General features: G+C 62.4%; 20 protein-coding genes and 1 pseudogene. 9 read left to right on the top strand and 12 right to left on the bottom strand.

Translation table 11 applies throughout. The annotated features are described in order from the left end of the window. Positions 1–8: 8 nt before the first annotated feature. Positions 9–539 carry a gamma carbonic anhydrase family protein gene (locus Q3C01_RS11870; protein WP_458145505.1) on the bottom strand — a complete coding sequence of 177 codons (531 nt, stop codon included), beginning with the start codon at positions 537–539 and terminating at the stop codon, positions 9–11. Positions 540–611: 72 nt separating this feature from the next. Beyond that, positions 612–941: a DUF6949 family protein gene (locus Q3C01_RS11865; RefSeq protein WP_458145504.1), complete on the bottom strand. Its 330-nt coding sequence runs from the start codon at positions 939–941 to the stop codon at positions 612–614. 207 nt (positions 942–1148) lie between these two features. Between Q3C01_RS11865 and Q3C01_RS11860 the strand changes: the two genes are divergently transcribed. Further along, on the top strand, positions 1149–1859 hold the full coding sequence (locus Q3C01_RS11860) for a hypothetical protein (protein ID WP_458145503.1): 711 nt from the start codon (positions 1149–1151) through the stop codon (positions 1857–1859). A 359-nt stretch (positions 1860–2218) separates the two neighbouring features. On the opposite strand, the gene Q3C01_RS11855 is transcribed toward Q3C01_RS11860, so the two are convergent. Then, positions 2219–2686, bottom strand: a complete 468-nt coding sequence (locus Q3C01_RS11855) for a GNAT family N-acetyltransferase (protein ID WP_458145502.1) — start codon at positions 2684–2686, stop codon at positions 2219–2221. Positions 2687–2726: 40 nt separating this feature from the next. Next, entirely contained in the window at positions 2727–3695 is a 969-nt protein-coding gene (locus Q3C01_RS11850) for a carbon-nitrogen hydrolase family protein (protein ID WP_458145501.1), read from the bottom strand. Between the two features lie 91 nt (positions 3696–3786). Between Q3C01_RS11850 and Q3C01_RS11845 the strand changes: the two genes are divergently transcribed. Continuing rightward, positions 3787–4683: a LysR family transcriptional regulator gene (locus Q3C01_RS11845; RefSeq protein WP_458145500.1), complete on the top strand. Its 897-nt coding sequence runs from the start codon at positions 3787–3789 to the stop codon at positions 4681–4683. Positions 4684–5215: 532 nt separating this feature from the next. On the opposite strand, the gene Q3C01_RS11840 is transcribed toward Q3C01_RS11845, so the two are convergent. Beyond that, positions 5216–5617 (bottom strand): DUF1127 domain-containing protein, encoded by a 402-nt coding sequence (locus Q3C01_RS11840; RefSeq protein WP_458145499.1) that lies wholly within the window; start codon positions 5615–5617, stop codon positions 5216–5218. Between the two features lie 9 nt (positions 5618–5626). Further along, positions 5627–7042, bottom strand: coding sequence for an MFS transporter (locus Q3C01_RS11835; protein WP_458145498.1), 1416 nt, complete (start codon positions 7040–7042; stop codon positions 5627–5629). A gap of 250 nt (positions 7043–7292) precedes the next feature. Here Q3C01_RS11835 and Q3C01_RS11830 point away from each other — a divergent pair, with 250 nt between their 5' ends. Beyond that, the gene (locus Q3C01_RS11830) at positions 7293–8072 is read left to right on the top strand and encodes an ArsR/SmtB family transcription factor (protein ID WP_458145497.1); all 780 of its coding nucleotides are present in this window, start codon (positions 7293–7295) and stop codon (positions 8070–8072) included. 264 nt (positions 8073–8336) lie between these two features. Next, positions 8337–9029 (top strand): annotated as a pseudogene (locus Q3C01_RS11825) (IS5 family transposase). A 60-nt stretch (positions 9030–9089) separates the two neighbouring features. On the opposite strand, the gene Q3C01_RS11820 reads toward Q3C01_RS11825, so the two are convergent. Further along, a complete protein-coding gene (locus Q3C01_RS11820; RefSeq protein WP_458145496.1) occupies positions 9090–9557 on the bottom strand; it encodes a cupin domain-containing protein in 468 nt (155 codons plus the stop codon). A 315-nt stretch (positions 9558–9872) separates the two neighbouring features. Here Q3C01_RS11820 and Q3C01_RS11815 point away from each other — a divergent pair, with 315 nt between their 5' ends. Then, complete coding sequence (locus tag Q3C01_RS11815; protein ID WP_458145495.1) at positions 9873–10760, top strand: hypothetical protein; 888 nt, start codon at positions 9873–9875, stop codon at positions 10758–10760. Positions 10761–11189: 429 nt separating this feature from the next. Here Q3C01_RS11815 and Q3C01_RS11810 read toward each other — a convergent pair whose 3' ends face one another. Together Q3C01_RS11810 and Q3C01_RS11805 are read right to left on the bottom strand one after the other, a co-directional pair. Further along, a complete protein-coding gene (locus Q3C01_RS11810; protein WP_458145494.1) occupies positions 11190–11456 on the bottom strand; it encodes a hypothetical protein in 267 nt (88 codons plus the stop codon). 646 nt (positions 11457–12102) lie between these two features. After that, positions 12103–13002 (bottom strand): helix-turn-helix domain-containing protein, encoded by a 900-nt coding sequence (locus tag Q3C01_RS11805; RefSeq protein ID WP_458145493.1) that lies wholly within the window; start codon positions 13000–13002, stop codon positions 12103–12105. 194 nt (positions 13003–13196) lie between these two features. Here Q3C01_RS11805 and Q3C01_RS11800 point away from each other — a divergent pair, with 194 nt between their 5' ends. Genes Q3C01_RS11800 through Q3C01_RS11790 form a run of 3 tightly spaced genes read left to right on the top strand, consistent with a single transcriptional unit; the run spans position 13197 to position 16944 of the window. Beyond that, complete coding sequence (locus tag Q3C01_RS11800) at positions 13197–15323, top strand: molybdopterin-containing oxidoreductase family protein (protein ID WP_458145492.1); 2127 nt, start codon at positions 13197–13199, stop codon at positions 15321–15323. A 2-nt stretch (positions 15324–15325) separates the two neighbouring features. Then, positions 15326–15631 carry a ferredoxin family protein gene (locus Q3C01_RS11795; protein ID WP_254105298.1) on the top strand — a complete coding sequence of 102 codons (306 nt, stop codon included), beginning with the start codon at positions 15326–15328 and terminating at the stop codon, positions 15629–15631. Next, positions 15628–16944 (top strand): FAD-dependent oxidoreductase, encoded by a 1317-nt coding sequence (locus Q3C01_RS11790; protein ID WP_458145491.1) that lies wholly within the window; start codon positions 15628–15630, stop codon positions 16942–16944. Before Q3C01_RS11795 ends, Q3C01_RS11790 begins: the two co-directional genes overlap by 4 nt. Positions 16945–17077: 133 nt before the next feature. Here the strand turns inward: Q3C01_RS11790 and Q3C01_RS11785 are convergent, their stop codons facing one another. Further along, positions 17078–17296, bottom strand: coding sequence for a DUF3126 family protein (locus tag Q3C01_RS11785; protein ID WP_458145490.1), 219 nt, complete (start codon positions 17294–17296; stop codon positions 17078–17080). A gap of 135 nt (positions 17297–17431) precedes the next feature. Further along, on the bottom strand, positions 17432–18256 hold the full coding sequence (cysE, locus tag Q3C01_RS11780; RefSeq protein WP_458145489.1) for a serine O-acetyltransferase: 825 nt from the start codon (positions 18254–18256) through the stop codon (positions 17432–17434). A gap of 272 nt (positions 18257–18528) precedes the next feature. Between cysE and Q3C01_RS11775 the strand changes: the two genes are divergently transcribed. Further along, a complete protein-coding gene (locus Q3C01_RS11775; protein WP_458145488.1) occupies positions 18529–19905 on the top strand; it encodes a hypothetical protein in 1377 nt (458 codons plus the stop codon). Here the strand turns inward: Q3C01_RS11775 and Q3C01_RS11770 are convergent. Further along, on the bottom strand, positions 19891–20646 hold the full coding sequence (locus Q3C01_RS11770; RefSeq protein ID WP_458145487.1) for an alpha/beta fold hydrolase: 756 nt from the start codon (positions 20644–20646) through the stop codon (positions 19891–19893). The two genes, Q3C01_RS11775 and Q3C01_RS11770, sit on opposite strands and share 15 nt — an antisense overlap. Positions 20647–20660 lie beyond the last annotated feature (14 nt).

The raw sequence follows: 20660 nt of genomic DNA, 5'->3' as shown, positions 1-20660 counted from the left end.
GCGTGACGTCAGCCGATCCGCTTCAAGCCTTTCTTAAAGCGCGGGCCGTTGGCGACGTAGAACTTCGCGGCGCTGCCCATCCTCGCGACTTGCGCGTCGTCGAGCGCGCGGATCACGCGCGCCGGCGAGCCGATGATCAGCGAGCGTTCGGGAAATTCCTTGCCTTCGGTGATGACGGAGCCGGCGCCGACGATGCTGTTGCGGCCGATCTTCGCGCCGTTCATCACGATCGCGCCCATGCCGACCAGCGCGCCGTCCTCGACGGTGCAGCCGTGCAGGATCACGTTGTGGCCGACGGTGCAGTTTTTGCCAATATGGAGCGGAAAACCGAGATCGGTGTGGCAGGTCGAGCCGTCCTGCACGTTGGAGCCCTCGCCGATCTCGATCCACTCATTGTCGCCGCGCAGCACCGCGCCGAACCAGACGCTGGCGCCTGGCTTGAGGCGCACCCGGCCGATCACGGTTGCGGTATCGGCGATGAAGTAGTTGCCATCGGCGGGAAGGTCGGGCGCCTGCCCGTCAAGCTCGTAGATCGCCATGAAGGTCTCCTGTCAGGAAACCTTGGCATAGCGGAGCTGCGACGTTCAAGCAAAGGGCCGCGAGGCGTGCGCTCAGGCCAGCACGCCGGCGGCGCGCAGCGTCATCAGGAAGAACGTGCCGCTCATCATGCTCCAGAAGCCCGCGATGACGGTTGCCATCATCACGAATTCCATGCGGCGGCTTTCCAGCCGCGCCCCGCGCAGCGTGTTGCGCATGATGATGAAGGGCGCCGCGAACACCAGGAACGGCACGGCCGCAAAGGTCTTCGGCGCCACACCCTCCTGCAACAGCCCGAAGCCGGCAGGCCGCTGCGAAAGGGCCTGGTATCCGTTCACGAGCGCGCCCGCGAGCGCGAACCCGATGCAGATGGCGAAGAAGGAATTCAAGGTCTCAGGAGTCATCGGAAGTTCCGCCCATACGCAACGCTGGCCCCTTCCTGTGACAAAAAGTGCCGCTTAACGCTACATTAGTCTTAAGGAAAGGTTAACGGAGTGCCCCGCCGGCGTCATCCCCCCAATGGGGTCGGCAGGCTGCGCGGAACCGTCGCCGCGTGGCATATTCGCCCTTGATTCGTCGGCCACCGGCCGACTTTTGCGGCGATCTCATTGATGAGCGTGTTCTCGGCAACTTCCTCTCGCGGCCGTCAGGGCCGGACGATGGCGCACCTCGCCCCGCTCGTGCTCGGCGGCATGTTCGCGGCAGGCGCGGTGGCCGTGGTGGCCTATCTCCTGTGGCCAACCTGGGGCCCGGTGATCGGCGCGAGTGCGCCGGACAGGCTGCCGGTCAGCGTCGGCGGCACGCTGTTCAACGTGCCGACGGCTGCGATCCGGATGAAGATCCAGCGGCATTCCGGGCCACAGGAGCGCATCGACATCGATTTCCTCTACCCCTCGCTTGAAGTGCCGGGCGCGCCAAGGCATGTCACCGCCGATGCTGCGGAGACGACAATGCAGCCGATCGACCGCATCTTCCTGTCGATCGCGGCGCATCACGATGCGCTCGCGCCGGAGTTGCTGGTCAGCACCATCTATCCGCGTTATCTCGATCAGGCTGCGACCTCGCCGGACGACGGGCTGACGATGCGGATGTTCCGCACTGACACCCCCTATGGCAGCGAGGATCTCTACTCCGCCGCAAGCCCCGCATTGACCGCGCGCTGCACACGCGATGCGGCGACCCCCGGCATGTGCCTTTCGGAGCGCCGCGTCGACGGCGCCGACCTCACCTTCCGATTTCCCCGAAGCTGGCTGTCGCAGTGGCGCGACGTGGCCGAGGCGATGGACAAGTTGACGGCGCAGTTGCGCGGACCGAAGGGCTGAGCGCGGCCGCCCTGCCCTGCCGTGAGGCCAGCTTGCAGGACGGGACGGAGCCCCCGTCAAAAATGTCGAAAACAACCCCATGCAAAGTAGCCACGCAGACATAACGAATTTCGTATTTTGCGAATAAAACTTGACGCGTCGGGCAAATCAGGGGCAAGATAGCATCCTGAGCGAACATCAAGCCGGCCGCGCCGATCGTGTCACGTCTGCCCCTGCTAGAGCAGATCGAATGCCGTCACGGTGCGTATCTTGCCGAGATATTCGAGTTCCTCGACCGGCTTCCGGCCGAGGGCAACCTAGTACGAACCCGTGGTCGTGAGCAGGCAGTCATCGGATGGCACTGACGCCATCTGCTTCAGTTATCGGGTAGCTCTCGCCATCAGACAAACCGGGACACCGCTGATCGCAGCATGCTCGAACGTCTCCCAGCCAAGACGAGCATAGAGAGCTTCGTTCTTAGGCGTGAAAAGATAGATCTTGTCGAACCCGAGCCGATCGGCCTCCGAGATCGCGGCCAATGCGAGCTTTGAGGCGATGCCTCTGCCGCGTTGCGCCGGCGGCACAAACACCGACGATAGCCAGGGCGTGAGATGCTTGTGGATTAACGTTGTCGCCACGATGTTGGCCGAGCCAACGAGATCGCCCGCGTTTGAGATCGCCACCAGGGAGATTGGCAGGCGCGCTTTGTCGCTGGCGCTTCTCAGCCGTTCGGCACGTTGCTCCTCGGTACCGTTGGGGCTCAGATAGCCAAACTCCGCCTGCTGCCATGCCGCAACGGTCGGAATGTGATGGTTGTGGTCGAGCAAATGACGGATCTCGATGCTCATCTCGTGACCACTCCCCCTCGGTTCGATCGTACCGGCGGCACTATTCGGCATGCTCGCTGAACGACGCGATCGCTTGCCGGCTTCGGTTGACCACCAAGCGCGTCACGTCCGGCCGGGAATAGTGGCCTGCCTGATCGAAGTTTTGCCGCTCGCGTCGCACCAACCGCTGATCCAGTGTTGCAACAATGACCTCCTCGACGTCTGTCACAGGCCTGACGATCCACTCACCGTCTGGTCCGGCGATGCAGGACCCACCGTTCGCCAGCACATCCGGGCACTTTTCAAGCATTGCTCTTGCAGGACTGTCCGTCGGCACGTCACTTTTCCGCATCAAGCCGGAGACCGCTAACACATAGCTCCTGCCTTCACGGGCAAGAAAGCGTGTGGTGCCTTCCGTGTTACGCAAGTTACCGGGCCAGAGAGCCACATGCAGATCTTCACCCTGAGCATAAAGTGCCGCGCGCGAGAGAGGCATCCAGTTTTCGTAACAGTTGAGGCTGCCGACATTGAAAGGGCCTACGCGATGGACTTGCAGCCCGTTGCCATCGCCGGGCGCCCAGCTCAAGCGCTCTTCGTATGTCGGCATCAACTTGCGATGTATTGATGCGATCTTCCCATCGCTCCCGATGTGAACGCGTGAGCAGTACACGCTGTGGCCGCCACGATCGGCCGGACGCTCGATAATCCCGAGTGTCACCGCGAGGCCAAGTTCTTCGGCAGCCTTGGTCACGGGCTCGAGGTGACCGGACTCAATCTGGACGGCTTGATCGAGGTAATGCGCGTGAATTTCCTTCTGAAGGTCCGATTCAAACCGTGCGCCGTCGGTGTGCTCAATCCAGAAGGGATAACCGGGCGCAAGCGCCTCACCAAACGCAACGAAGCTGCATCCTCGCTTCGCTGCTTTCACACAATACTCGACGACTTTTTCAAGGGTTGGCGCGCGTTCGAGCCAGATCGGTGCAATCTGGGCCAAGCCAACAGTCAAATGATCGCGGTCAACGGCGGACATCGTAGAACTCTGTTTTGCCTTTTTGCTTTCCCCGCCTAGTAGTCGACGCTATATCAATTAATCCAATTAATCCTACTTATTGGATAGAATCTTGTTTCCTAATATTACCGTCGTCCAGGCCCGCTGCTTCTGCAGTGTCGCGGAGAAAGGCAATTTCACTGTTGCGGCCGATCACCTGTGCCTGTCGCAGTCGGCGGTTAGCCAAGCGGTGGCCGCACTGGAGAGGACCCTGGGTGCGCAGCTTCTCGTGCGGCGGCGGGATGGGATTACGCTCACCAGCGCGGGGGTCGCGGCATTGGCCGAGGCTCGCGCGGTCCTGGCCGCGGTCGAGCGCCTTGCGGGCAGCGTCCGCCACTCGGCCGCACTGAGCGGCAGCTTGCGCATCGGCGTCGTCCAGAGTGCTGCGATACGCCTATTGCCACGCTGGCTTCGTCAGCTTCGTGACGCCCATCCCGATATTTCGGTGACGCTCTACGAAGGCACCGATCCTGAAGTTACCGCATGGATCCAAGCGGGGATCGTTGAAATCGGCTTCACCAGCCGCACGCACGCGGAGCTGGCAGCGATGCCCGTCTTCAGGGATGACTATGTCGTGGTGGTGCGTCAGGGGCATGCCTTCGCAGCAAAGAGATCAATTGCCCTCAAAGATTTGGATGGGCAACGCATGCTGCTATCCGGAGGCGGATGCGAGACGCTTGTTCAGGAACTCTTGGCGGCCGCCTCAAGCAATCCGGAGATTGTCTGCCTCGTGCGCGACAATGCAACGTTGACCAGCATGGTCAGCGAGGGGCTGGGCCTCACCATCATGCCCGAACTGGCGTTGCCCTTGGACCGGCACGACTTCGTCACAATCAAATTGCGCCCGAGCATGCAACGTACACTTCATGCCGTCACAAGGAAGCCCGACGAGCTCGGACCTGTACCTTTGGCATTTCTGAACCTGATTAAGAACGCGGAAGATCAGAAACGAACACCCAAAAGCGCGTAGCATGGGTGCCGCGCAGCGATACCCATCAAGCACGCTGCGCTAACCTCGTCAGACTTGGAGTCTATCCCGAAGACCGGCGCCGGCGAATTCTTCGGTCACGACGATGCATTCGATGAACGTTCCGCCGGATGTCGAGATGATGGGTATCGCTTCGCGCCACCCATCCTACGAACTGCAGCGCAGCGGCCCCACTTTGCTGGGGGAGCTAGGTAGGGCCGCCAGTTCTCCCGTGACTAAGGCTGGAGGGCATCAGACCGGGAGACAAGGAAGCTTTACGCCTTCTAGTCGCGACAAACATTAACACTTGATGTGTCCTAGGCCGCGTACTCATAAACCGTCGGCGATGTCCGCTTTCCTCCGATAGCGACCGCCCTTGTGCAACCGCAGCAAATGACGCGATGGGCCATTTGCAGACTTCCGCACTTCGCATCGCCATGTCGGGTATGAGCTCGATATCCGAGTTGTTCCAACACGTTCGAACGGAATACTTCGTTGGTCTGGAATTGCCCTGGCGCGCTTTAACGAGGCCAGGCTACATCAGGTTAACTGGCGCTGGGCACTCCTCGCCAGAGGCAGCGCCGACCCGGTTGCTGTTCAAGCCCGCGATGTCGCTCCAGGACAGCCCGACATCATGCAAGTCGCGGTCGGTCCATCGCGCTAATTCGCGGCGCTGCCGAACCCGGTCGCGCCAAGTGTGCAGGGTGTCGCTGACTTGCTTCACGAGATCCCAACCATGATGATTTGTCATCGTTTCGCGCATGAGAGCGGACATTTTTGGCTCTGAATTTTGCAGCGTGCTATTTCGCAGAGCACAGCACTCGGAAAATCCAACTCGGACGAGCTGACAGGCGCGCTCTTCGTCGCGTAAGAAAGCGACGAACCGTCCGACACCCTGGTCTTCTGCCTCCGGGCACCACACGAGCTCGGTCTGCACATCTCCTCTTCATCGTCCCTTCTTTGATCGGCCAAGCCAGATCACGACCGCACCTGCGAGCAACACGGCAGCCGATATCACCAGCGAGGCATGTGCGCCTGCAATGAACCCATTGTCCCCTCCGACCAGCGAGCCGAACAGGGCAACACCAAGCACGCTGCCTGTTTGTCGCGTCGCATTCAGCACGCCTGCGGCGATGCCGGATCGCGACTTCTCGACACTGCCGAGCAGTGTCGAGGTCAAAGGCGGCACGAGCAGGCCGAGGCCGCCGCCGAGGACGACGAGTTGCACGCCGATCGCCCAGTAGCTCGTGCCTGAGGTCATGGGCAGCAGCGCAATGCAGCCCGCGGCGGTGATCACCGAAGCCAGCGCGATGGTTTGCGGCGCGCCCAGGCGCTCGCCGACCGACGCGGCGACGAGGTTGGCGGGCAGCACCATGCCCATCATGGGCACAAAGGCGAGGCCCGTTGCGAACGGCGACCAGCCACTGACCTTCTGGAAATAGAGGCTCAGCACGAAGATCAGGCCGTAGAAGGCGACGTTGAAGAGAAGCCCGACCAGCGCGGTCAGTGCGAACATGCGATGGCCAAACAGCGAGAGCGGCAACATCGGTTGTGCCGCGCGTGCCTCGCGCCATACGAACAGGAGTCCGATCACGGCCGCCGCCGCGAAGCCCATGATGACGAGCGGATGGCTCCAGCCGAGCACGCCGCCCTCGATCAGAGCGCCGGCCAGCATGCCGAGCGCTGCGATCGCCGCGATCTGGCCCGGCAGATCGATCTCGCGCTGCGCGAGTCGCGGCGTCTCCTCCGCATAACGCCATGCGAGCCAGAGGCCGGCGGCGCCAATCGGCAAGTTGACCAAGAAGATCGAGCGCCAGCCGACCAGCGCGATCAGCGCGCCGCCGACGAACGGCCCTGCAGTCAGTGCGACGCTCGCACCTGCAGCCCAGAAGCCGACCGCGCGGCCGCGCGCCTTCGGATCGGCATAGGCGTGATTGAGCAGCGTCAGCGAGTTCGGCACCAGGATCGCCGCCGCCAGGCCCTGCACGGAGCGCGCGGCGATCAGGAACACCGCCGACGAGGCCAGTGCGCAGGCGAGCGAAGCCAACGTGAAGATTGCAAAGCCCCCTATGAATATCCGTTTGGCGCCAACGCGGTCACCGAGCGCGCCGGCGGTCAAAATGAAGGCAGCGAACGCGATGGTATAGGCGGTCACCACCCATTGCAGCTCGGCGACGCTGCCGCCGAGCGAGGTCCCGATGCTGCTCAGCGCGGTGTTGACGATGGTGATGTCGAGCTGCACAACGCCAAGGCCGAGGCTCATGGCCGCAAGCGCCAGCGGCTTCGCGAGATGCGAATGCAATGACGTGTTGTCGGAGCGGGCTTGTTCCCGATGCCTTGTGTCGAGCAAAGTTGGTTGCATTGATCACACTCAGTTGTCTGTGAGAATTTGACGGCTCAGATAAGCCCCGTTTTGCGATGATCATTCGATATCAATCGAATATTCGACGCCGCAGGATGATCTATGCTTCGTGACAGCACTTCCTTCGACGGGGCGTATTGGTGTCCGCGCAATCTATGTCCCGCGATCGCGCCAGTCTCGCGGAAACACTACGATCTTCGCCGAAGTGTTTGTGCTTGGCGCTGCGTCCTAGTCGGCGTAAGACAAAGACATGGACACGGGACCCAAGATCGCGCAGGTCGCGGCACTCGTCGGCGATCCTGGGCGCGCCAACATGCTTAGTGCGCTGATGGATGGCCGAACATTGACCGCCACGGAGCTCGCCTATCTGTCCGGCGTGGCGCCGCAGACGGCGAGTGGCCATCTCGCGAAACTCAGCGACGCCGGACTGCTCGCGCTCGAAAGGCGGGGCCGACGACGATATTTCCGTCTGGCCTCTCCACTTGTCGCACGCATGCTGGAAGGTCTCATGGTCGTGGCGCAGGAAGGCCCCGCAAGGCAGCGTAATCTCTGGCGCGGCGGAGAGACGCTTCGACACGCGCGCACATGCTATGACCACATGGCCGGCCGCATCGCCGTTGCAATCGCCGACCGGCTGGTCCAACAGTCGTTTATTCTGCTCGACGAGGATGGCGGCCAACTGACCGATGCCGGTCGGTCATTCTTCGATGAGTTGGGCGTCGATCTTTGCCTCGCCTCCAAGCGCCGAGTGTTCTGCCGACCTTGTCTCGACTGGAGCGAGCGCCGGCCGCATCTGGCCGGGGCGGTCGGCGCTGCCATTCTTCGTCACGCCCTCGAGCACGATTGGGTCGAGCATATCCGGGATAGCCGCGCGCTCCTCGTTACTCCCGTTGGCGTTAGAGAACTTGCCACAACGTTCGGCATTGAGGGCGCACCACCAACGGACGCCTGCAAGGGGCCTGTTGCATCACTGTCCCGAGGCCGGGCACCGTTATCCCGGTTTAGGCAGCTTCCCCCGGAATGGAGCTAGCAGTGCATCAGCCGCTTCGGCCGCGGCTACTGTCGTCCGTATTTGACCTCAAAATCGTGAAATTGCCTTGTGTGACCAAGCAAGCCGACGCGGCCAGGTAGAAAAATTCGACGAAGTCCGCCTTGGGGCATTTTCGACGGTTTCATCGGCGATTGTCGGCAGGTCGATGTCGCTCCAGCACGTAAGCGCCGAAACGGGGCCGGGCCAAGCGTTGCGCTTGGCCAGACCCCCGTGATTCAAACTCCCGAACTGGGGGCTCGAATCATGCGCTACGAACTCGCGGATTATGAATGGACCACCATCAAGCCGATGCTGCCGAACAAGCCGCGTGGCATTCCCCGGGTAAACGACCGACGCGTTCTCAATGGAGTTTTCTGGGTTTTGCGATCCGGAGCCCCCTGGCGTGATCTGCCCGAGGCATTGGTCCGTACACCACGTGCTACAACCGCTTCGTTAGATGGCGGCGGGCCGGTGTCTGGGGCCGCATCATAGACGCACTTGCTGCTGCCCACGATGCCGCTGTCAAGATGATCGACACTTCGATTGTCCGCGTGCATCGGCATGGAGCCTGCATCACCAGGAACCAGCGGCAGTCGATGGGAAGGTCACGCGGAGGCTTGACCAGCAAAATCCATGCGGTGGTCGATCGCAATGGTCTCCCGGTACGGCTTGCGTTGAGCCCCGGCGAGGCCCACGACGTTCGACTTGCAGGAAAGCTTTCTTGCCATGAAGAAGGGCGCGTGGGCCAACATCCCGCCGAAAGGCAATCGCAGCGATCCGATCTGCTTCAGCCCCTATCTCTACCGCGCTCGCAACCAGGTCGAGCGGTTCTTCAACAGGATCAAACAGTGTCGTCGGGTGGCGACGCGCTACGACAGGCTCGCCGCCAACTACCTTGCCTTCGTTCAGCTCGCGTCAATCAGGCTATGGCTGCGCCTTAATGAGTCCGCGTCCTGATTCTCGATCGCGAGCGTCCTAATTAGGACAGCACCATCATTTTCAACGAATTCAGTCGCTCTATTTCTCTTCCGCCGCCGTCGCTGTTGCCGGGCCTTCGCCCATGATCAGCAGCACGGCGTCCTCGTCCTTGGCGCCGTCCCAATGCACCTGCTTGCCGTAATGGGTCACGAAGCTGCCGGGCGGCATCGGCACGGTGCCGTGGTCGGGATCGAATTTCGGGCCTGAGCCGACCCACCAGGTGCCCTGGAGCACTACGATGTAGCGGTCATTCGGATGGAAGTGCGGTCGGCTGAAGTGATTGCCCTTGGTCCACTTGTTGTAGACCATGTAGAAGCCGGGTTTATTGGGATCGCCCACCACCACGGCGCTCTGCGCGCCGCGCGCGTCGACCGGGCCCCAGGGGATCTGGTCCGGCAATTTATAGACGACAGCGGCAGGATTGAGCTCGGCGGCGGACCCGATGCTCAGCGTGCCGGCCAAGGTGAGCGGCAACAGCAGATAGCGACAGGCGCGGCTTGTCGTCATGACACTCTCCTTTTTTTGGCGCCAGTCGCGTTGGCACCATGTGTTTGCAGGGACGCTAGCCCGTCCTGTCGCCAAGGCAAGGCGCGGGCCGCACCTAATCCCGGCCGGCCAGACGCCGGGATCGTTCTGACGACGGGTCAGGGTTCCTTCCGTAGTTCTCCGACCGTGAACATAGTTCCGCCTTCTCGGCTGCGTTAAACCGGGCTGGTGAAAAAGCCGATTGACATGCAGTTGCATGCTCATCCCTGAGAAGCGTCGCAGGCTCAAGAACCATCTGCGTTCCGTTGAATGTCAGCTTCGCCGTAGCGCAGACGCGTGGACCGCTCTCAGGCGGATGCCAATGCATTTGATACGGAGCGGCCAATGAATTCCACGCTGGACGATGTGCTCGCGGAAGGACAGATCGCGAGCTTGGAGGAACAGCTTTCGAACCTGGCTCGCGAAGCGGGAGTCAGTCATTCGGACCCGCCGGCCAGCATTCCGCCGACCAGCATGACAACGTCTCGCGCCCCCCTGGCGGCGATTTATCGATTGGCTGATTGGCGATTGGCAGATTGGCGCTATGTGGCTCTCGTCGGTGCTCTATTGGCGGCTTCCATTGGTATCGCTGCCTCGTGGCGGTCATCCTCCGCTGATACTGCTATAACGGCCCCCGCAGACGCAGCACGTCTGACGCAAGCCACGCCAGACGCCGCCGCGCCGAAAGAGGTCGCGCCGACTGCCGATGTCCTGCATTCCGAGTTGGCGCAACAGCTCCAACCGATCGCGCGCGACGTCGCTGCCTTGAACCAAATGGTCGAACAGCTCAAAGCGAGGCAAGAGCAATTGGTCAGCGACAATGAAAATCTCGCGAGCCAACTGAAGGCGAGCCGAGATGAAAGCGCACGCAACAACGGCATCATCGACCAGATCAAGGCAGACCAGATCGAGATGGCGCACGAGAACCAGAAGCTTGCCGAGCGGCTCGACGCGAGCCAGCAACAACTCGCCCAGGTCGTCGCCAACGCTGCAGAGCCGAAGGCGATGCCCGAAGCGCCACCAAAGGTGAGCCCCGAAGAACCAAAGGTGATGCCCGAAATACCGCTGCCGCGTCCGCGGCACCCGGCCAATATCGCCCAGGCGCAAAAGCCGACGCCAACCGCGGAGCGGTCGCAAGCCAAGAAGCCGCAATCAGCATTGGCATGGCCCTGGTCAGCGCGCTAAAACGCGCTGAGATTGGGTTGAATCGTCATCGCGTTCTAGATTGTTGCTTGCGCATGATCTCCGCGCAAACGCGATCCGCGTTTGTCGCGAGGGACAACCGCTTCACACTTTGCGCTGACGCGGCCCTTCGGGTCCGGATCATGCGCTGATCACGACAGACAATTGTCTCTAGGGACAATTGCTCGCTTCGCTTCTGTCGCCTTTGATGGAGGTGCGTATCGGCAACCCGATAGGCATCGCGCCAACGGTCCCGTAGCGGCCGCCCGTTGTGGGATCGTTGGTGCGGAGTGCCCGGCAAACCGGCGCACGGCCCACCTTGAGCTCCCGGCGAAAAGCAAGTGGTGCCAGGCGAGAACTGTCGCAGGGTCGGCGCCGGAGGCCGCCAACTGAGGCGGCCTTTGTCGTCGCTACGGTTTCTGAAGAGATCGATCAATTCTTGAAGCCCTGACTACTGCACCACCACCAGGCACCGTTACTGTCCGCACCCGTCTTCCTCACCATCGCCATACATTCGGTGTAGTTGTGGGCGAGAGGCTTCGAACACTGTTCGGCCGAAAAACGGGGCCAAGAAGTGGTGGAGCAGTTGCCGGTAGTTGAGGCATAGGTAATTGGCGCGACTATCTTTCCAGCGTTGGCGGGTGCAAACGACAGGGTTGCGGCAGCCAGGCTCGCAACGAACAACGATGTGGCTTTCATGGCTATCTTCCTCTCCAAAGGCGACAAAATGCCCGCCATGCTACCTATAGTAGCACCGATAGCAAATCGGGGATAGTGCCAAACGGTCGTCGAGCAGGCGCCACAGTCTGCAAGCTGAGATAACGAAATTAGGCCATCACGAAATTCGGTTGGATCACTGCGACAGGAAACATGTCAGCACCTGTTCGCGCACAACGATTGCGCACATAAGTACACTCCAAAAATCAACCTAGGACACCAGGGGTTAAATACGGACAGTACCCGGCGCCGCGTGTCAGCCTCTATTTGCGACGATGCGGTCTATGTCTCGGAGGGGCCATTCCCGTAATTGCCCGATACCATGCAGCGTCTGCTTGCGCCTGCGCTCTGGCAGCGGCGAGATCCGATTGTCCCTGATAGAACTGACTTAGGGCGAGGTAGCAATCGGTGCGGTCCGGTCCGCGAGGTATCGTCGCGCAGTCCACCTGCGCGCTCGCGATGGCAGGAACACTTGCTAGCCCTATTGCGACGAGGCTTGCGGTCAAATACCTCATGCCGCCTCCGCGCTGTATTGGTCTAAGTCGATATACAGTCCTCTCTGCTGCGCCGTCTCGCAGTTGCGTAGGCCGAAAGGGCCCCCGCCCCCGATCGTCAGCAAACCGCCGCGTCAGTCGCGAACCTTCTGCGCGCGATAAAGGCTCGGCGTCGTGCCGACGGCCTTGCGGAAGGCGCGGTTGAAATTGGCCTGCGACGAAAATCCCGTGGCATAGGCGATATCGACCAGCGGGCGATCGCTGGTGGCCAAGAGCCGCTTGGCGAGATCGAGGCGCTGGCGGCTGACATATTCATGCGGCGCCGCACCGGTCGCCGCCTTGAAGCTGCGGGAGAAATGCGCAGGGCTCATGCACGCCACCGATGCCAGATCCTTGACCGAAAAATCGCGCTCGACGGATGCATCGATGAACTCCGTCACGCGCGACAGTCGCTTGGCATCGAGCGGCCTTTGGCCGACATTCAATTGCCGGAGCCTGACCGCCGTGGCCGAGTAGGCATGCACCAGATGGGCTGACAACGCACGCCCGAGGCTTTCGATCAGGAGCCGGCCAGTGGAGGTCTCCTGTTCGAGCTCCTTCAGGATGCGATCCGCAACGTGCTCGATGAACATGTCCTGGTCGATGGTCTCGTACCGGATCGAGATTCCCGACGGGTCGATGTCGAGATCCCGGAGCATGGTATCGTCGAACGGCCGGCCGGGAAGAAAGAGATGCAGGCATTCCTGCATCTGGTTCTCGACACGAATGAAATCTTCGCGGATGCCGGCCGGGCAGAGCCACACCGTGCCCCTTCTGCCGAAGGTCCGCTGCCGCATTCCTGCGCCTTCGCGGTCGACGACCGAGTTGCCACGCAGCAGGATCGCGATCTCGGTGTCGCGCGGCAATTGCGGCGGCAGATCACCCGGCTCATGGCTCCATCGCTCGGCGAGGAGATGCGCCCATCGCCGGTCGTTGGACGTCTGAAGCATTCTGCCGGTAACATATTTATCGACAGAGTTGCCAAGCATACCCATCGGGAATCTCCGCCAGATAACGCGATGTGGGTAAAGAGGTATTGTTGGGTCTGGCAATAACCATGCCAGAGAACCGGTTGGCCGTCCACGGGCCGAAAGCAGTCCGGGACAACAACACCGCACGTTTTGAAAAGCCAGGCCGCGCCCGGCCGCCGCATCCTTCACCGTCTTGAATCGGGAAACGGAGAAGACCCATGGCCCGGACCACGGTAATAGGCGCGTGCCCCCACGACTGCCCGGACACCTGCTCCATCCTGACCACGGTCGAAGATGGCAAGGCCATCGCGGTCCGCGGCAATCCCGATCATCCGTTCACGCGTGGACGGCTCTGCGTGAAGGTCAACAACTATGAGGAGCGCGTCTACAGCGACAAGCGCATCCTCCATCCCCTGAAGCGGGTCGGCCCGAAAGGCTCCAGGCAGTTTCAACGGATCTCCTGGGACGAAGCCATCGAGACCATCGCGTCGCGCTGGAAAGCTGTCATCGCCGAGCACGGCGCGCAGGCGATCCTGCCTTACAGCTATCTGGGCACGCAGGGCATCATCAACGGGCTGAACGTCGGCGATCCCCTCTTCAACAAGCTCGGGGCGACGGTTCTGGAGCGAACGTTCTGCGATTCCGCGTCATGCACCGCGTACATGATGACGATCGGGCACACGCCGGGCGTCGATCCCGAGAGCTTCGTGCACTCGAAATACATCATCCTGTGGGCCTGCAACACGCTGAGCACGAACTCGCATCACTGGCCGTTCATCGAGCAGGCGAAGAAGGCGGGCGCCAAGCTCGTGGTGATCGATCCCGTAAGGACGCGCACGGCGCGCCTCGCCGACTGGCATATTCCGATCCGCCCAGGCACCGACGCAGCACTCGCACTCGCGATGATCCACGTCATCATCAAGGAGAACCTCGTCGATCGCGACTACGTCGACAGGCACACCGTCGGATATGATGAGCTGGCGGAGCGGGTGTCGGGCTACACCCCCGAATTCGCATCGCAGGAAACCGGCATTGCCGTCGACGACATCGTCAAGCTGGCGAGGGAATTTGCGACCACGCCGCCCGCCGTCGTGCGCATTGGCGTCGCGGTGGAGCGGCATGCCGGCGGCGGCCAGACCGTGCGCGCGATCGCCTGCCTTCCGGGACTGATCGGCGCATGGAAGCACGTCGGCGGCGGCCTGCTTCAGCTTCCGATCTGGGCCTTTCCGGTCAGATGGGACGTGCTGATGCGTCCCGATCTCCAGCCCGAAAAGATGCGCGTACTCAATTCCTGGCGCCTCGGCGCGGCGCTGACAGGCGAACTCGGCTTCGACCCGCCGATCAAGTCGCTGTTCGTCTACAACGCCAATCCGATGGCGATGGTGACCGAACAGGGCAAGCTCGAAAAGGGGTTGGAACGCGAGGATCTCTTCACCGTCGTCAGCGATCACTTCCTGACCGACACCGCAAAATATGCCGACATCGTTCTGCCGGCGACCACCCAGCTCGAGCAGAAGGACATCATGTTCTCCTGGGGACACCTTTACCTGTCCTACAACAACCAGGCGATCGAGCCGCTCGGCGAGGCCGTTTCCAACACCGAACTGTTCCGCCGGCTTGCGCGCGCGATGGGCATCACAGACCCGGCCTTCTTCCGGACCGACGACGAAATGATCGAAGGTTCGCTGGACTGGAGCAACCCGGTCCTCGAGGGCATCACGCTCGATGACGTCAAGGCCAAGGGCTATGCACGCCTCAACATGCCGGCACCCGCCGACTGGGCGCCGCATCGCGAGGGCAATTTTCCGACCGCGTCGGGCAAGTGCGAATTCAAGTCGACGATCGCCGGCGGCGGCAACTTCGTGGTGCCGCTGTTCCGCCAGGGCTACAATGGCGACCAGGATGGCGCGCTGGTCGATCCCCTACCCCACTACATCCCGCCGAACGAGAACGCACGGACGGCGCCCGCGCTCGCGACGCGCTACCCGCTCAGCCTGATCTCGCCGAAGAGCCATGCCTTCCTGAATTCGAACTACGGCAACCTTCCGGCTCAGACTGCCCAGGCCGGCGAGGAACAGGCGGTGCTTCTCAATCCGGACGACGCGGCGCAGCGCGGGATCGTCGCGGGCGCGCCGATTCGCGTGTTCAACGATCGCGGCTCGTTCGAGGCCTTTGCGACCGTTTCATCCGACATCATGCCGGGGGTCGTGGTGGCACCGTCCGGCTACTGGCAGCGTTCCAATCGCAAGGGCGCAACGGTTCACGCGCTGACGCCGCCCGCGTTCGCCGACCTCGGCCGTGCGCCGACGTTCTCCGACATCCTCGTTCAGGTCAGCGGAGCCTGACGATGACATATGTGGTCACCGACAACTGCCGCGGATGTCGATACACCGAATGCGTCACCGTCTGCCCTGTGGAGTGTTTCCACGTCGACGACGCCATGACTTATATCGATCCGGAGAATTGCATCGACTGCGGCGGCTGCGCGCCGGCATGCCCGGTCGGCGCGATCGAGCCCGACTATCGCCTCGCCGCGGACAAAAAGTTCTGGATCGACGTCAACCGCAAACGCGCCGCCGAAACCCCCGTCCTCAGCGCGCGCCTGCCGCCTCTGCCAGGCGCCGACGAACGCCGGCAGGCGCTGGGCCGATGATTGGCCCGGCTGAAAGCGTACGCCGCATCGCCATCGTCGGCAGCGGTCCCAGCGGCTTCTACACGGCTGAGGCCTTGTTGCGCTCGGGCGCAGCGGTCGCGGTCGACATGTTCGAACGGCTTCCGGTGCCGTATGGGCTGGTGCGGTTCGGCGTTGCGCCCGACCATCCGAAGCTCAAGCAGGTCACGATTGCCTTCGACCGCATCGCCGGAATGCCCGGCTTTCGCTTCATCGGCGGCGTGACGGTCGGAGACAACGTCACGGTCGACGAGCTGCGCGAGGCCTATGATGCCGTCGTGCTCGCGACAGGTGCCGAACTGAGCCGGGCCCTCGACATCCCCGGCGAAGCGCTGCCGGGAAGCCACAGTGCCGGCGATTTCGTCGCGTGGTACAACGGGCATCCCGAATTCCGTGATCGCGAGTTCAATTTTGACCATGAGGCGGCGATCGTGATCGGCCATGGCAACGTCGCGCTCGACGTTGCGCGCATTCTTGCGAAAACGGCCGACGAGCTGCGCCAGACCGACATTGCGCGCCATGCGCTCGAGGCTTTGGCGCAAAGCCGGATTCGCACCGTCTATGTCGTCGGCCGTGGCGGGCCGGCGCAGGCCAAATTCACCGCGAAGGAGTTGCGCGACTTTTTCGAATTGAGTGCATGCGACACGTCGATCGACATGCGCGACGTCACATCGGATGAGTTCGAGCCGCAACGTCCCGATGATCCAGAGCTTGCCGAAAAGCTGTCCTTGCTGCGCGCGTTCCCGCTGCAGGCAACCACGAAGCCGCGGCGCTGTGTCTTTCGATTTGGTCTGTCGCCCGTCGCCATCGACGGACGAGGCCGCCTGGAGACGATCGCGTTCCGGCAGCGGTCGGGCACCGTCGAGGACATCGCATGCGGTCTCTCCTTCAGCAGCGTCGGCCGAAGGACAGCGCCCGTTGCCGGTGTTCCCTATGACGCGCATCGCGGCGTGCATGCGAACATCGACGGACGCGTCGCGATCGGTCATTCCCTCGTTGATGGCCTCTATGTCTGCGGATGGAGCAAGCGCGGGCCGAGCGGCACGATCGGCACCAATCGCGGCTGCGGGATTGCGACGGCCGAGGCCGTGCTCGCCGATCTTGCCGATCGGCGGCCGCGTTCGGATACTCCCGATGCACTGCTTGCGCGCCTCGCCAGCCGCGTCGCGCGCATCGTGAGCTATTCGGAGTGGACCACGATCGACGCGGCCGAAAAACGCAGGGGAGCCCTGCTCGGCAAGCCCCGGGAGAAATTCGTCACGATTCCCGAGATGCTTGCTGCGACGGATGCGTGACCCCGAAAACGGGGCCGCGCTCGCGTAGGTTATTGTTTGAGCGTCATCTCCGCGCAAACGCGTTCCGCGTTTGTCGCGAGGGAGAACCGCTTCACACTTTGCGCTAACGCGGCCCTTCGGGTCCGGATCATGCTCATTCCTGATCGACGAGATCGTCCTCGAGGATCGCCATCTGGAACTGGAACGAGCGATCGTCGTCCTCGTCATCGACGAACAGCACGCCGATGAACTCCTCGCCGATATAAACCTCGGCGGAATCGTCCTTCTTGATCCGCGGCTGGACGCGAATCTTGGGATTGCCGAACACGCGCTTCAGATACGCGTCGAGCTTCCTCACTTCTTTGATGTCCACGGCAAGTCTCCAATCGAAATCTAACGTGGCGGGGTTTTAGGACGAGACGCGACGAACCGCCAGCATGAATTCCCAAAGAATTCTGGGGACGATCGGGGCCCGAAGGCAAGGCCCCGATTCAAGGTCAAAGCGTGATCAAAGCCCCATGGCGTTGATCATCTGGTCCATGGTGCGCGACGGCTCGGCGCAGCCGGCCTTGCCAACGATCCTGGCGGGAACGCCGGCAACGGTGACGTTGTGCGGCACGGCCTCGAGCACGACCGAGCCGGCCGCGATGCGCGCGCAGTGGCCGACTTCGATATTGCCGAGGATCTTGGCGCCGGCACCGATCATGACGCCATGACGGATTTTCGGATGGCGGTCCTCGTTCTCCTTGCCGGTGCCGCCGAGCGTGACGCCATGCAGGATCGAGACGTCGTCCTCGATGACCGCGGTCTCGCCGCAGACGAAACCGGTGGCGTGGTCGAGGAAGATGCCGCGGCCAATGCGCGCGGCCGGATTGATGTCGGTCTGAAAGACGGCGGAGGCGCGGCTCTGGAGATAATACGCAAAATCCTTGCGGCCCTTCAGATGGAGCCAGTGCGCGAGACGATGAGTCTGGATCGCATGGAAGCCCTTGAAGTAGAGCAAGGGGTCGATGAAGCGGGAGGTCGCGGGATCGCGGTCGTACACGGCGACGAGATCGGCACGGAACGCGTTGCCGAGATCGGGCTCGTCACGCAACGCCTCGTTATAGGTCTGGCGCACGAGATCGCCCGACAGTGACGCATGATCGAGCCGGTCGGCCAAGCGATGCACGACCGAATCTTCCAGGCGGCTGTGATGCAGCACGGTCGAATAGATGAAGGTTGCGAGCTCGGGCTCGCGCTGGACGATGTCTTCGGCCTCGGTCCGGACCCGATCCCAGATCGGATCGAGCGCGGCGAGCTTTCCTGCCGTATTGACCTGATGCATTGCCATGGCGTGCTCTCGAAATTCGCTCGTTTCGTTTAACCTATAGCACAGTCTAGCGTGCCCTGTCCCTGTAGGCTTGCCTGAGAGTGAACACCGGGTTGCCGCCAAAAGCCCATCAACGTGTTGAATTAAAAGACTTTCCTGCAGCACCCCTGATACGGCAAGGCTCGTTCTAAGTGGTCAGCGTTTCGCCAAAATCAAGCTCGGCAGCGTCAAACTATTGGTGAATTCCGCTCCAACCGTTATTGCGGGCATGGTCGAGAGACGACGGAGACGATTTGAGCATCACCACCGACATCTTGCGCACCCGCGCCGCGGGGTCCTTGTGGCTGCGGCTCGCCGCCGTCGCCCTGCCCCTCCTCCTGATCGCGCCGGCGTTCTGGAACGGATACCCGCTCCTTCAATGGGACACCGGCGGCTATCTGGCGCGCTGGTATGAGGGCTATCTCGTCCCCAGCCGCTCCACAGTGTTTGGCCTCTATTTGCATTTCGGAGAGAGCTCGAGCTTCTGGCTCAACCTTGCCGTCCAGTCGCTGGCAACGCTGTGGCTGCTGCAATTGACGCTCCGCGTGCTCGGCCTGATGCAGACCTTCCGCTTCGTCGCGATCAGCCTGCTCCTGATCCTGTCGACCGCGCTGCCCTGGCTTGCCAGCATGCTGCTCACCGACATCTTCGCGGGGCTATCGGTGCTGTCGCTGTTCATCCTGGTGATCGGGGGCGACCGGACCTCGGGCATCGAAAAAATCTCGCTGTTCGCCTTCACCGCCTTTGCCGCAGCGACCCACAGCGCGACGCTCGGCGTCCTGTTAGGACTTTGCGCGGTTGGCTGGTTGGTGCGGCCGCTGCTCGGCAAGCGCCTTCCCCTCGCAGGCCTTGCGCAAGGCAGCCTGACCATCGTCGCCGGCGGGGCCATGCTGGTCATGGCGAACCATGCGCTGTCGAGCCAATGGGCCTGGACGCCCGGCGGTTACGGCGTCGCTTTCGGGCGCATGATGCAGGACGGCATCGTGGCGCGCTATCTTGGCGATCATTGCCCGCGCGAGAGTTTCAAGCTCTGCCCGTACCGCAACGAATTGCCGGCGACCGCGGACGAGTTTCTGTGGGGCAACAGCATGTTCAACACGCTCGGCCGATTCGAGGGGATGAACGACGAGATGAGCTACATCGTCGTGCATTCGCTCGCCGACTATCCGGCCTGGCAGGCAGCCGCAGCGCTGCGGGCCATGGGCCAGCAATTGCTGCATGTCGGGACCGGCGAAGGCACCAATGGCTGGATCCCCCACACCTACGGCATCATCGAGCGCTACATCCCCTCACAAATCGCGCCGATGCGCGCAGCGCGGCAGCAGCACTGGGATATCGATTTCGACTACGTCAACTGGCTGCACGTGCCGGTCGCGCTCGCCTCGATGCTCGCGCTCATCGCCCTGCTCGGCCATGCGCTGGCCAGCCGACGGCTCGACGACCTGACGCTGCTGGCAACGACCGTGACGCTGGCGCTGCTCGGCAACGCCTTCATCTGCGCCGTCATCTCCGGCCCGCACGACCGCTACGGCGCGCGGATGGTGTGGCTTGCGACCTTCGTCGTGCTGACGGCGCTGGCGCGCACCTTCGGCAGGGACGAGCCGGCAGACGAGGTCTCAGCCGCGGCGTGACAGGAAGTCGATCACGCCGGTCTTGTAGACCTTGTCACCGACCGCGCGCATGTGATCGCGGTTCGGGATATCAAGCACTTCCGAACCGGGAATGATCTTTCCCAACGCTGAGGCTGAGCCCGCGACGTCGTCGGTGGTGCCGACGGCGATCAGGACCGGCACGTCGATGCGTGCGGCTTCCTCCCTCTTCATCAGATCGCGGGTGCCGCGCAGGCAGGCGGCGAGCGCCTTGCGGTCTGAGCGGGTTTGATCGGCGAACGCACGAAAGGTGCGCCCGACGGGATCGGTGACGTCGTCGAGCGATGGCGCCTCCAGCGCCTCGGCCACGTTCTCGCCGGGCCCGGTGCCCTCGATCAGGCCCCCGATGCCGATGCCGCCGAGGATCGCCGAGCGCAGGCGCTGCGGCTCGTTGAGCCCGAGCCAGGCCGTCATCCGACCGCCCATCGAATAGCCCATCATGTCGGCCTGCGGGATGCCGAGATGGTCCATCAGCGCGAGCACATCGCCGGCCATGACCGGAATGGAATATTGCGCGGGATCGTAGAGCTTTGCGCTCTCGCCATGGCCACGATTGTCCAGCGCCAGCACGCGGCGGCCGTTCTTGCGCAATTCCGAGACCCAGGTCGGATAGACCCAGTTCACGTTCTTGCTCGAGGCAAAGCCGTGCACCAAGATGATCGGGTCACCCTCGCCTTCGTCGAGATAGGCAATTTCGACTGCGCCGTTGTGAAAGCTCGGCATCAAGTTAAGTCCGC

The organism is Bradyrhizobium sp. UFLA05-109 (assembly GCF_054185165.1).
This window is presented reverse-complemented; position numbering and strand designations above follow the sequence as displayed.

Coding starts and splice junctions, on each gene's coding strand:
- Q3C01_RS11850 (WP_458145501.1), bottom strand. CDS start 3,695: ATGTCCGCCGTTGACCGCGATCATTTGACTGTTGGCTTGGCCCAGATT.
- Q3C01_RS11865 (WP_458145504.1), bottom strand. CDS start 941: ATGACTCCTGAGACCTTGAATTCCTTCTTCGCCATCTGCATCGGGTTC.
- Q3C01_RS11770 (WP_458145487.1), bottom strand. CDS start 20,646: ATGCCGAGCTTTCACAACGGCGCAGTCGAAATTGCCTATCTCGACGAA.
- Q3C01_RS11860 (WP_458145503.1), top strand. CDS start 1,149: ATGAGCGTGTTCTCGGCAACTTCCTCTCGCGGCCGTCAGGGCCGGACG.
- Q3C01_RS11820 (WP_458145496.1), bottom strand. CDS start 9,557: ATGACGACAAGCCGCGCCTGTCGCTATCTGCTGTTGCCGCTCACCTTG.
- Q3C01_RS11790 (WP_458145491.1), top strand. CDS start 15,628: ATGATTGGCCCGGCTGAAAGCGTACGCCGCATCGCCATCGTCGGCAGC.
- Q3C01_RS11835 (WP_458145498.1), bottom strand. CDS start 7,042: ATGCAACCAACTTTGCTCGACACAAGGCATCGGGAACAAGCCCGCTCC.
- Q3C01_RS11805 (WP_458145493.1), bottom strand. CDS start 13,002: ATGGGTATGCTTGGCAACTCTGTCGATAAATATGTTACCGGCAGAATG.
- Q3C01_RS11810 (WP_458145494.1), bottom strand. CDS start 11,456: ATGAAAGCCACATCGTTGTTCGTTGCGAGCCTGGCTGCCGCAACCCTG.
- cysE (WP_458145489.1), bottom strand. CDS start 18,256: ATGGCAATGCATCAGGTCAATACGGCAGGAAAGCTCGCCGCGCTCGAT.
- Q3C01_RS11855 (WP_458145502.1), bottom strand. CDS start 2,686: ATGAGCATCGAGATCCGTCATTTGCTCGACCACAACCATCACATTCCG.
- Q3C01_RS11795 (WP_254105298.1), top strand. CDS start 15,326: ATGACATATGTGGTCACCGACAACTGCCGCGGATGTCGATACACCGAA.
- Q3C01_RS11870 (WP_458145505.1), bottom strand. CDS start 539: ATGGCGATCTACGAGCTTGACGGGCAGGCGCCCGACCTTCCCGCCGAT.
- Q3C01_RS11800 (WP_458145492.1), top strand. CDS start 13,197: ATGGCCCGGACCACGGTAATAGGCGCGTGCCCCCACGACTGCCCGGAC.
- Q3C01_RS11830 (WP_458145497.1), top strand. CDS start 7,293: ATGGACACGGGACCCAAGATCGCGCAGGTCGCGGCACTCGTCGGCGAT.